Annotated in this window: 12 protein-coding genes; 11 read left to right on the top strand and 1 reads right to left on the bottom strand. The window is 34.2% G+C overall.

What is annotated here, in order from left to right:
* Positions 1-20 precede the first annotated feature (20 nt).
* The 8 genes from recN (at position 21) to B9O19_RS12205 (ending at position 7,596) form a co-directional block, all read left to right on the top strand.
* Positions 21-1,706, top strand: a complete 1,686-nt coding sequence (recN, locus tag B9O19_RS01085; RefSeq protein WP_102364700.1) for a DNA repair protein RecN — start codon at positions 21-23, stop codon at positions 1,704-1,706.
* A 141-nt stretch (positions 1,707-1,847) separates the two neighbouring features.
* Positions 1,848-2,255: a SoxR reducing system RseC family protein gene (locus tag B9O19_RS01080; protein ID WP_102364699.1), complete on the top strand. Its 408-nt coding sequence runs from the start codon at positions 1,848-1,850 to the stop codon at positions 2,253-2,255.
* Positions 2,256-2,267: 12 nt separating this feature from the next.
* Positions 2,268-2,978, top strand: coding sequence for a hypothetical protein (locus B9O19_RS01075; RefSeq protein WP_102364698.1), 711 nt, complete (start codon positions 2,268-2,270; stop codon positions 2,976-2,978).
* 73 nt (positions 2,979-3,051) lie between these two features.
* Positions 3,052-3,258, top strand: a complete 207-nt coding sequence (locus B9O19_RS01070) for a 4Fe-4S binding protein (protein WP_102364697.1) — start codon at positions 3,052-3,054, stop codon at positions 3,256-3,258.
* A 13-nt stretch (positions 3,259-3,271) separates the two neighbouring features.
* A complete protein-coding gene (locus tag B9O19_RS01065) occupies positions 3,272-4,339 on the top strand; it encodes a 3-methyl-2-oxobutanoate dehydrogenase subunit VorB (protein ID WP_102364696.1) in 1,068 nt (355 codons plus the stop codon).
* A 19-nt stretch (positions 4,340-4,358) separates the two neighbouring features.
* Positions 4,359-5,114, top strand: coding sequence for a thiamine pyrophosphate-dependent enzyme (locus tag B9O19_RS01060; RefSeq protein ID WP_102364695.1), 756 nt, complete (start codon positions 4,359-4,361; stop codon positions 5,112-5,114).
* Positions 5,111-5,656, top strand: coding sequence for a 2-oxoacid:acceptor oxidoreductase family protein (locus B9O19_RS01055; protein WP_172620963.1), 546 nt, complete (start codon positions 5,111-5,113; stop codon positions 5,654-5,656). Before B9O19_RS01060 ends, B9O19_RS01055 begins: the two co-directional genes overlap by 4 nt.
* Entirely contained in the window at positions 5,650-7,596 is a 1,947-nt protein-coding gene (locus tag B9O19_RS12205; protein WP_102364693.1) for an ABC-F family ATP-binding cassette domain-containing protein, read from the top strand. Before B9O19_RS01055 ends, B9O19_RS12205 begins: the two co-directional genes overlap by 7 nt.
* 2 nt (positions 7,597-7,598) lie before the next feature.
* Here the strand turns inward: B9O19_RS12205 and B9O19_RS01045 are convergent, their stop codons facing one another.
* The gene (locus tag B9O19_RS01045) at positions 7,599-8,582 is read right to left on the bottom strand and encodes a tyrosine recombinase XerC (protein ID WP_102366573.1); all 984 of its coding nucleotides are present in this window, start codon (positions 8,580-8,582) and stop codon (positions 7,599-7,601) included.
* 236 nt (positions 8,583-8,818) lie between these two features.
* Between B9O19_RS01045 and recD2 the strand changes: the two genes are divergently transcribed.
* The 3 genes from recD2 to B9O19_RS01030 are packed head-to-tail and all read left to right on the top strand — an operon-like array spanning position 8,819 to position 12,153.
* Complete coding sequence (gene recD2 / locus B9O19_RS01040) at positions 8,819-11,011, top strand: SF1B family DNA helicase RecD2 (RefSeq protein WP_102364692.1); 2,193 nt, start codon at positions 8,819-8,821, stop codon at positions 11,009-11,011.
* A gap of 26 nt (positions 11,012-11,037) precedes the next feature.
* Positions 11,038-11,637 carry a recombination mediator RecR gene (gene recR, locus B9O19_RS01035; protein WP_102364691.1) on the top strand — a complete coding sequence of 200 codons (600 nt, stop codon included), beginning with the start codon at positions 11,038-11,040 and terminating at the stop codon, positions 11,635-11,637.
* A gap of 15 nt (positions 11,638-11,652) precedes the next feature.
* Complete coding sequence (locus B9O19_RS01030) at positions 11,653-12,153, top strand: GNAT family N-acetyltransferase (RefSeq protein ID WP_102364690.1); 501 nt, start codon at positions 11,653-11,655, stop codon at positions 12,151-12,153.
* Positions 12,154-12,240 lie beyond the last annotated feature (87 nt).

The following is a 12,240-nucleotide window of genomic DNA, read 5'->3' as shown; positions in this document are numbered from 1 at the left end:
ATATCGACTGAGGTGAGTGGATGTTAACCGAACTTCAAATAAAAAACGTTGCAATTATTGATAATATTACAATTAATTTCGGAGCCGGTTTTAATGTTTTAACTGGAGAAACCGGAGCAGGAAAATCAATATTAATTGATTCAATAAATATGGCTTTAGGCGGAAGAACAGCAAAAGATTTGGTTAGAAACGGAACAGAATACGCATTTTCTCAAGCAGTTTTTGAAGTAAATGAAACAGTTGAAAAGAAACTTACAGAATATGATATAGAGCTTGAAGATAATACTTTGATTTTATCAAGAAAAATTACCGCAGACGGCAAAAGCAGCTGCAGGATTAATGGCAGAACAGCGCCTCTTTCAATAGTTCGTGAGATTGGAAATATGCTTTTGAACATACACGGCCAGCTGGATAATCAGGCGCTGCTTGTTTCCTCAAAACATCGTGAGTTTGTAGATAATTTTGCCGGAAATAAAGATATATTGGCTGAATATTCAAATAAATATCTTGAATATTCAAAAGTTCTTAAAAAATTTGAAGAACTACAGCAGTCCGAAACTGATAAAGAACATAGAATAGAATTGTTAAAATTTCAGGTTAACGAAATAAAATCTGCTTCTTTAAGACCAGGAGAAGAAGAGGAGCTAATAAAACGGCGCGAGTTTTTGATGAATGTTGAAAATATAATGTCTAATGCCATTGAGGCACATAACGCATTGTACGGAGATGAAATGACAAAATCAGCATACGATATGCTTTATGATGCAAATCAAAGTCTTGAAAAAGCTGCTGAGTATGATGAGAAGTTAAGCAGTTATTACGATACAATCTCTTCAGTTCTTGCTGATATTGACGATGTAACAAGAGAATTAAAATCTTATATCGACGGAATAGATTATGAACCTGAAGAAATTGATATTGTTCAGAATAGACTTGCATTAATATCAGACTTAAAACGTAAATATAACTGCTTGGATATTGACTCTGTTTTAGAGTACTGCAATAAATGTGAAGAAGAAATAGCCGAAATTGAAAATTTAGAAAATACAATTGAAGCAATAAAAGATGACGTAAAAAAATCTAAAGACGCTTTAACCGCAGCAGCAAAAAAATTAACTGAAACAAGAATAAAAGCCGGGGAATTTTTAGCTGAATCCATAATGAGAGAACTTGCTGAACTTGACATGAATAAAGTAGTCTTTAAAGTAAAGATAACTGAATCTGATTTTACAATAAGCGGATGTGATGACATAGAGTTTTTGATTTCCACAAATCCCGGTGAAAATCTCAAACCGCTTAGCAAAATAGCTTCCGGCGGTGAAATGTCAAGAATAATGCTGGCAATAAAATCAATTTTATCTAAAGGCGATATTGTGGACACTCTAATTTTTGATGAGATAGATACCGGCGTAAGCGGACGGGCCGCACAGAAAATCTCGGAAAAAATATGTAAAATTTCAAGAACAAAGCAGGTGCTTTGTATAACTCATTTGGCTCAAATTGCTTCTATGGGTGATTTCCACTATCTAATTCATAAAGACAGTGATGAAACAAAAACGAGAACATTCGTTAATTTATTATCAACTGAAGAAAGAAAAGATGAATTATCGAGAATTATTGGAGGGGTATCTGTAACGGATACTACTTTAAAAGCTGCCGAAGAAATGCTTCAGCAGGCAGAAAATCTTAAAGATTCTTTTATATAAAATATATTTACAACTGAGTAATTATTATCTATTTGACAATATGATTGAAATTTATTATAATGATACAATAAAATTAAATATATAATCATTGGGTAATGACAATATTATTATAAACGAATTTAAACCGAGGATATTATTTATATGGAACAAACAGGATATGTAGTTGAAATAAAAAATGGCGTTGCAAAAATTAGAATTGACCGTGAATCTGCCTGCGGAGGAAAATGTGTCAGCTGTAAAGGATGCCCTTCAAATGCTATTATTGTAGAAGCTAAAAATGAACTCAATCTCAATAAAGGCGACATAGTAACGCTATATGAAGATACAAGAAAAGTTATGAAATATGCTTTTATTGGCTATGGTCTTTTAGCGATTTTGTTAGTTGTTGGAGCCATTGTCGGGTATGTTTTAACTAAGCGTGACATTATGGCACTAGTGTCTGCTGCATTATTTGTTGCAGTCGGTTTTTTGATTATTAAATTTTCGTTTAGGAATATAGACAGTGAATTTACCATAAAGTCAGTTGAAAGACAAAATATTGATGAATAACTGGGAGACAGAATGAAAAATGATGCTGTGTTTTATAATTTAAATAAAGATGATGTAAAACGCATAACCGTGATTACCGGGCATTTTGGAAGCGGTAAAACGGAATTTGCACTCAATTATGCTTTGGCGCTTAAAGAATTAGGACTTGATGTTATAATTATTGATTTTGACATTGTAAACCCATATTTTAGAACAAAAGATGCAGAACAATTTTTATTAAATCAAAAAATAGATGTAATTTCTCCTGAATTTGCAAATTTGAATATAGAAAACCCATATTTACCTCCTGAAATTTTGCGCGCTTTTGATGATAAATCAAAGTATATTGTTTTTGACGTTGGCGGCGATAAAGATGGAGCCACCCCTTTAGGAGTTTATAACGAACATTTTCTAAAAGAAGAATATGATATGTTTTTTGTTTTAAACGAAAGACGTCTTCTTACGCAGAGTGTAGATGATGCTTTACAAATATATAATGAAATTAAATATGTTTCTAGACTGGATTTTACTGGTATAGTAAATAATACCCATTTAATGCAGTACACTAATAAAGAGATTCTTTTAGAGGGTCAGAAGTTAGCGGAGAAATTTTCTGTTAAAACAAATATTCCGATTAAGTTTATAACCGCAACTCCTAAAATACTTGCAGAAATATCCGAGTATTCTGATATAAATACTTATAATTGTTTTCCGCTAAGACTTTTTGTTGGTCCTGGATTTTAATATAAACTATAAAATTATGGGGTCATTCCCTTAATATATTGTATGATAATCTGTATAGAAAGAAGGAAGAAATATGCCAAAAGTTAGTTTTAGACAAGACAGGTGCAAAGGCTGCGGACTTTGTGTGTCTGTCTGTCCTAAAAAAATTATTGCTATTGATTCTGCTGTTTTGAATGATAAAGGATATCATCCGGCAGGAGTTATTGATATGGATAAATGTATTGGTTGTGCGTTTTGTGCAACAATGTGTCCTGATTGCGTAATATCAATTGAAAAATAAGGAGATAGATAAAATGGCTAACAAGGTTTTAATGAAAGGTAACGAGGCATTGGCGGAAGCTGCAATGCGCTGTGGCTGTAGATTTTTCTTTGGCTACCCAATAACTCCCCAAACCGAACTTGCCGCTTATATGGCAAAAAAAATGGAGAAAAACGGCGGAACATTTTTACAGGCGGAGAGTGAAGTTGCGGCTATAAATATGGTTTATGGTGCAGCAGGCGCAGGCGCAAGGGTTATGACGTCATCATCAAGCCCGGGTATCAGCTTGAAGCAGGAAGGAATTTCATACATAGCCGGAGCTGATCTGCCATGCTTAATAGTAAATATAGTTCGCGGCGGTCCCGGTCTCGGCGGAATACAGCCTGCTCAGTCTGATTATTTTCAGGCAACCAAAGGCGGAGGTCATGGAGACTATCATCTATTAGTATACGCACCGTCTTCAGTTCAAGAGCTTGCTGATTTAACATCGACCGCTTTTGATAAAGCTGATAAATATAGAATGCCGGCAATGATAATGGGAGACGGAATGCTTGGTCAGATGATGGAACCTGTAGAGTTTAATGAGTATATTGACCCTGAAAGTCTTCCTGAAAAACCGTGGGCAACTACCGGAACAGGTATGAAACGTAAAAAGAATATAGTTAATTCTTTATATCTTACGCCGGAAGAGCTTGAAAATCTTTGTATCGAAAGAGAAAAAAGATATAATACAATAAGAGAAACTGAATCTTTATATGAAGAGATAAATACAGAAGATGCAGATTTAATTATTGTTGCATATGGAACGATTGCTAGAATTGCAATGTCTGCTGTCGAAGAAGCTAGAAACAATGGTTTAAAAGTTGGTTTAATCCGACCTATTACATTATGGCCGTTTCCGGCAAAAGTTTTTGAAAAACGTGCGGAAACAGCTAAATCATTCCTTTGCGTTGAAATGAGCATGGGTCAGATGATAGAAGATGTTAAGCTTTCTGTTAATGGAAAGAAACCTGTTTATTTCTATGGAAGAACCGGCGGAATGGTTCCTCAGCAGGACGCTATTCTTGAAGAAATAAAAAAATGTCTTGATGCAAATGCATAACATAGGAGATGAAAATAAAATGGAAAAAATATTTGATAGACCACACTCTCTCAGCGATGTAGTACTCTCATACTGCCCTGGCTGCACGCATGGAGTTATTAACAGACTAATTGCAGAAGTGGTTGACGAAATGGGACTTGAAGGTAAGACCATTGGCGTATGTCCGGTTGGATGCAGCGTTACGGCTTATAACTTTTTTGAATTTGATATGCAGGAAGCATCGCATGGCAGAGCTCCTGCTGTAGCAACCGGTATTAAAAGAGTACATCCTGAAAATCTTGTATTTACATATCAAGGAGATGGCGATTTGGCGGCTATAGGTACTGCCGAGACTATACATTCTGCTGCCAGAGCCGAAAATATTACAATTATTTTTGTAAATAATACAATTTATGGGATGACGGGCGGTCAGATGGCGCCAACCTCTTTAGTGAATCAGGTTACGCAAACTACGCCGTTCGGCAGAAAAGTAGAAAATCAGGGATACCCGATACAAGTAAGTGAAATGGTGTCGACATTAAGAGGCGCCTGTTACGTTGAAAGAGTATCTGTAGATAATGTTCCCAATATAAAGAAAACAAAGTCCGCTATCAGAAAAGCATTTGAATGTCAGATGGCGGGATTAGGATTTTCACTGGTAGAAGTTCTTTCAACTTGTCCTACAAACTGGGGTATGTCACCGGTTGAAGCGCTTGAAAGAATACGCACTGAAATGATGCCTGAATTTCCTTTGGGTGTTTATAAAGACTGCACTAAGACCGGGGGTGTTAGATAATGTATGAACAAATTGTTATAGCCGGATTTGGTGGTCAGGGTGTTTTGTTTGTTGGGAAAACTTTGGCTTACTTAGGAATGGATACAGGAAAGAATATCTCTTGGCTGCCATCTTATGGACCTGAAATGCGCGGCGGAACATGCAATTGCAGCGTTATAATTTCAGATAATCAAATTGGCTCGCCAATTATCCAGTCACCGGATACACTTATTGCTATGAATAAACCGTCACTTGAGAAATTTGTTGATACTGTAAAACCTGGTGGTATAATAGTATTAGACAGCTCTTTGATAGACTTAAAAGTTGAACGCTCTGATGTTAAAGTTGTATACATACCGGCTATGGAAATTGCTGAAAGTTTCGGAAATAGCCAGCTTGGAAATATGGTTATGACCGGAGCTTATATAAAAGCTAGAGAAACAATGTTTTCAGCAGATGACTTATATGACAGCGTAAAAACTCATATTCCCCCTCAAAAGATGAATTTGGCTGAAAAAAATATTGAAATGATAAAGGCAGGATACGAATACGATAAATGTTAATTTCAATTTCAAATCTTAGTAAAAGTTTTGGAGAAAATCAAATATTAAAAGATATTAATTTGACCATAGAGGATAATTGCCGCTATGGTCTTATTGGCGTAAACGGAGCCGGAAAATCAACTTTGCTCAGTATAATTATGGGAGAGCTAGATTACGATGACGGTGATATATATAAATCTCCAAATTTGACAATCGGATATTTGAAGCAGAATAGCGGTCTTGACAGAAACTCCACAATAATATCGGAAATGCGCAATGCTTTTTCTGACATTATTAAAATCGAGGATGAACTAAGGCTTATCGAGGAAAAAATGCTTTCATATTCAGAACATAATTCATCGGAATATAAAAGTTTAATGTCTGAATATTCAAAAAAACAGTCTTATTTTGAGAGTATGGACGGCTATAATATTGACGTCAAGATAAAAACGGTTTTAAACGGACTGGGATTCTCAGATAGAAGCCTAGAGACAGAAATAAATGTTTTATCCGGAGGGGAAAAGACCCGACTTGCATTAGCGGCTCTCTTATTGGAAGAACCCAATTTGTTAATATTGGATGAGCCTACCAATCATTTGGATTTTAAAACCCTTGACTGGCTGGAAAATTATTTGATTAACTCCTACAAAGGTTCGCTTTTGATTGTGAGCCATGATAGATATTTTCTTGATAACACAGTAGAGAATATGTTGGAGATAGAGCGTGGGAAGATGTATTCTTATAACGGAAACTATTCAAAATATTTGGTTCTTAAAGAAGAAAGAAACGAGGTTTTGAGAAAAGAGTATGAGGCGCAGCAGCTTCAAATTTCTCAAATGCAGACATATATAGATAAGAATATAACTAGAGCTTCTACGTCAGGAAGCGCCAAATCAAGAGTAAAAGCTCTCGAGAGAATGGAATTAATTGAAAAGCCGGATGATGATATTAAGCCTATTAAATTAAAGTTTGAAACTATCAAAGAACCTTATAAAGATGTTTTAACAGTTGAAAATCTAGACATTACTGTTGGAGATAGAGAGTCCGCCGGCGGTATTAAAAATATTTGTTCAGGTTTAAACCTCAGTATTAAACGCGGAGATAAGGTTGCTCTGATTGGAGATAACGGAATTGGCAAGTCATCGTTTCTAAAAGTAATTCAGGATATAATTCCCCACCAAAACGGTTCTGTCGTTTGGGGAAAAAACACAAGCGTAAGTTACTATGAGCAGGAAAATTTAAATTTAAATCCCGATAATCTAGCTATTAATGAATTGTGGGACAGATTTCCACGCATTCCGGAGGCTCAAATCCGAAGAGTTTTAGGAAATGTTCGACTTACAAAAGAAGACGTTTATAAACCTGTAAAAGTAATCAGCGGCGGAGAACGAGCAAAGCTAGCGTTCTGTATAATTATGCTGGAAAAATCAAACGTCATATTATTTGATGAGCCTACAAATCATCTGGATTTGCCCTCAAAAGAAATTTTAGAACAAGCTATGAACGAGTATGACGGCACTTTATTGTTTGTATCGCACGACAGATATTTACTCAATAAAGTGCCAAACAAAATAATTGAAATGACCAAGGACGGTTTTACAATTTATGACGGAAATTTTGAGTATTATAAGCAAAGAAAAGAATGGATTAAACAGAAACAATCTATAGAAACAAATAATAAAGTTGAAACAAATAATTCATCACAAAAAAGCAGCGGAGGATATAGGTCTAAGGAACAGAGAAAAGCGGAAACTAAACGAAAACTTCAAATCGCTGAGCTTGAAAAGATGATTTCTAAGACTGAGGAAGAAATTTCAGCGCTTGAAAATGAAATGACAAAGGAAGAAGTATTTTCAGATTATATTTTGATGAATGAAAAAAACAGCGAGCTTGAGAAATTAAATTCAAATTTAGAAGAGTATTATGACAATTGGACCAAACTGTCCGAAGAACAAGAATAAATTTATTTGTTCTTCGGACCTTGACTTTCGATTTCTGATAAAGGATTTTGGGCAACTGCCTCTCTAATTTGATTATTGTTTACATGAGTATATATTTCGGTTGTGCTCAATTGTTTATGACCTAATATTTCCTGTAATATTCTAATATCAACGCCTGATTGATGCATTAATGTTGCAGCTGTATGCCGCAGCTTGTGCGTAGTATATTTATGAGAATCCATTCCAAGCTTTTTAACATATTTTTCAACTATATGCTGAACGGTTCTCCGGCTGATTCTTTTGTTTCTTTCAGATAAAAATAATGCGTTTTTATCTTTTGATTCAGGTGACATTTTTTGGCGTATTTTTAAATATGACTTGATTGCTGATATACATGAATTATTAAGATATACAGTGCGCTCTTTATTTCCTTTACCTGTAACAACTAATTCGTCCCCACGTATATCTGTAATATTAATTCCAACCAATTCTGCAAGCCGCATACCGCAGTTTAAGAACAATGTCAAAATACAATAGTCCCGTTCATAATTTCGTTCATCAACAGCATTTAATAAATTAATACTATCTTGAAGCGAAAAATATTTTGGAAGCGAGTTTTCAAATTTAACAGAATCCAAATCAGCTGTCGGATTATCATGAAGCAACTTAACTTTGCTGCACAAATATTTATAATACGATCTCAATGACGAAATTTTTCTGGCACGTGTTCTAGCTTGATTTCCTAAGTCTCGATTTAAAAAATCAGCATATTCATACAGCAGATTTAAATCGACTTTTTTTAAATAATCAATATTGATTTTATCAATGTCAATTTGATTAAAATTAATATTTGAATTTACAAGATTAAAGTGTAAACATAAAAATCTATAAAATGTTCTAATATCATAAAAATACTCATTAACTGTTTTTCTTGATTTGCCCTGAATACTTTCAAGGTAAATCAAGAAAGAATGCAATGGTTCAGGCGCATATTTAATATTGTCCATAATAATCACACATTTCTTTTTATTTTTTTTCATCTTCCATCTTTTGTCACAAAATTTTTATTTTGTGCAATGTTCTGTTTTGATTATATACCTCTACTGATTTTATTTCCAGTATTTTTAGATTAAAATTATATTACAATTTATCTTTTAATTTTATATCTTATTGCTATTCAATATCTGTTAGTATATAATTATAAAATATACAATTATAATAATTTTAAAGCAGGTACACATATATGATAAAAATTGAAGGAATTATTGATACAGTGATTTTTTATAACTCTGATAATGGTTATGCAGTCTGTGATGTATCATGTGTTGGCGAGCTTGTCACAATGACTGGAACTATGCCAAATATAACTGAGGGTGAAAAAATAATTGCTTCAGGTGAATGGACAACTCACGTTGACTATGGCGATCAGTTCAAAGTTGAGTATATTGAACGTGTAATGCCATCTTCTGAAAATGAAATTGAAAAATATTTAGCTTCCGGAATCTTACCATATGTAGGAAAAATGACTGCCAAAAAAATTGTCGAGAAATTTGGCACAGACGCACTTGACGTTATAGAAAATGACCACGAAAAACTGCTTGAAATAAAAGGGCTGACAAAAAGCAAAATCGAAGATATTTATAAAGCATTTGTTGAGCAAATAGGTATCAGACAAATTGTTATGTTTTTTCAAAAATATAATGTTTCCCCCTCTTCTGCTGTTAAAGTTTTTAAAATTTTCGGCACCGGAACTATACCTTTGGTTCAAAATAATCCGTATATTTTAGCAGACCAAATTGATGGAATTACATTTGAAAAAGCCGATGAAATTGCTATGTCATTGGGGTTTGAAACGAAATCATATGTTAGAATAGCTTCCGGGATTAAGTCTATTATTAAACGTATTTCCTTTTTGAACGGTCATACATATCTTCCGCGGCCCACAATTATCGCCCAGGCTGTTTCTATGCTTGAAGTTGAACAGGGACCCGTTGAAGACGCTATATCTCAGCTATTACTCAGCGGCGAATTAATATCTGAAAACCAGGGTGACTATGACGCAATATATTTAAAGCTTTTTTATGACGCTGAACGTGAGGTAGCCGAAAAACTAATAAGAATGTCCGGCGTAACATTTGATATAGATATAAGTCAAATTGATGGTTTAATAGACAAAGTAGAAAGCGAAGATAGAATTGAACTTAGTGAAAATCAAAGAGAAGCTGTAAGACGTGCCTTTCAGACTGCAGCTTTGGTTATCACAGGAGGACCCGGAACAGGAAAAACCACAATAATAAACACAATTATTAACGCAATGAAAATTGAACATAACAAGGTTATGTTAGCTGCACCGACAGGAAGAGCCGCAAAAAGAATGAGCGAAGTCTGTGGATTTGAAGCCAAAACCATTCACCGCCTTTTAGAGATTACACCGGGAGTTGACGAGGTTGGCAGCTGTTTTGCAAGAAACTCAGAAAATCCGCTGGATTGCGATGTTTTAATAATTGATGAAATGTCAATGGTAGATATTATATTAATGAAACATTTGACTGACGCTTTATCCTCCAGAACAAGATTGATTATGGTTGGAGACAGCGACCAGCTGCCTTCTGTCGGAGCCGGAAATGTCTTGAAAGATATAATTGACAGCCACAGCATTGAGTGTATAAAATTAACAGAGATATTCAGACAAGCAAAAGAAAGTATGATAGTCGTTAATGCTCACCGTGTGAATAATGGTGAAGAACCTCTTTTGAATGATAATGACAACGACTTTTTCTTTGTTCACAGAGATGACCCAATGCAGCTTCCGAATACTATAGCCGATTTGTGCGTCAGGCGGTTACCACAATATTATGGATTGGATGGTATAACACAGATACAAGTTTTAACGCCGACCAGAAAATCCTTGATAGGAGTTCAAAATTTAAATACAATTCTGCAAAGCTGTTTAAACCCACCATCTCCTGATAAAAGAGAATATATAACAAGACGTTGTATTTTCAGAGTTGGCGATAAAGTTATGCAAATAAAAAATAATTATCAGCTTGAATGGAAAAGAGATACCGAGAAAGGTTTGGGAGTTTTTAACGGTGATGTAGGATTTATAATAGATATTGACAGCAGAGCACAAAAAATGACTGTTCAGTTTGATGATAAAATAGTCGTTTATGATTTTTTATTACTAGATGAAATTGAGCTTGCCTACGCCATAACCGTTCACAAAAGTCAAGGAAGTGAATTTGATGCGGTAGTAATGCCAATGTTTGAAACACACAGACTTTTGATGACAAGAAATCTATTTTATACGGCTATAACAAGGGCTAAATCACTTGTTGTATTGGTCGGTCAAGAAGGCGTTATGGCTCAGTATGTGAATAATGATAATGTTCAAAGAAGATTTTCAGGTTTAAAAGATAAACTAAAAATATTTTAATTTTTAAATAAATAGGAGATATATAGATGGAACAATACGCAGCGCCACTAAGAGAATTAATAGAAGAATTTAATAAACTTCCGGGGATCGGAAATAAAACAGCTCAGCGTCTAGCTTTCTATGTTATGAACCTCCCTGAAGAAAAATCAGCTAAACTAGCTAACGCAATTATTAATGCCAAAAAGAATATTAGATACTGTTCAGTTTGTCAAAATCTATCTGAATCTGAGGTATGCAATATATGTTCAAATACTGCAAGGGACCACAGTATAATTTGTGTAATGGAAAGCCCCCGAGACATTATGCAAATGGAAAGAACAAATGAATATAAAGGCGTTTATCATGTTCTGCATGGCGCTATTTCACCCATGGATAATATAACGCCTGACGATATTAAAATAAAGGAACTTGTTGCAAGGGTTGCAGAGGGCGGTATTAAAGAAGTAATAATGGCAACCAATCCAAATTTGGAGGGTGAAGCTACTTCTATGTATATATCTAAACTATTAAAACCTTTTGGGGTTAAGGTGACAAAAATTGCTCATGGAGTTCCCGTAGGCGGAGAATTAGAATTTGCGGATGAAGTAACGCTTGGAAAAGCTTTAAACTGGCGTGTTGAAATATAGTTGAGGTGAAAAGTTTTGGAGAATAAATATAATATAAAACTAGCTCAAACAGATAAAGAGATTGAACAAATTGCAAAGTGCGCAGAAATTACTTGGCATGACGCTTATGATAATTTGCTGCCTGACGGTCAAGTAGATTATATGATAGAGAAGTACCAAAGTTTTTATGTATTAAAAAATGATATCAAAAATAATGGTTATGTATATTATATTATTCAAGAAGATGATGAAGTAATTGCTTTTTGCGGAATAAGACCGGAAAATGATAAGTTGTTTATAAGCAAAATTTATGTTGATCCCAAATATCAGCGTAAGGGTCTTGCGACGAAACTGTTTAACAAAGTTTTAATAGAATATAGAGATGATTATAAACTATTTTATTTAACAGTAAATAAAAACAATACTAAAGCGATATCTGCATATAAAAGTTTCGGCTTTACTATAACTGACAGTACTAAAACTGATATTGGAAATAATTATGTAATGGACGATTATATTATGACTTATAATAATTAAATTACTTATATTATTTTAAAATTTATATTAAAAAAGCGAAGATAAATCTCTTTAAAACAGAGAATCTTCGCTTTTTTATTTATTAAC

Origin of the sequence: Monoglobus pectinilyticus, from assembly GCF_002874775.1 — a bacterium.
Classification (GTDB): domain Bacteria; phylum Bacillota; class Clostridia; order Monoglobales; family Monoglobaceae; genus Monoglobus; species Monoglobus pectinilyticus.
Note: the sequence above shows the minus strand (reverse complement) of the source record. Positions and strands in the feature narration are given on the sequence as shown.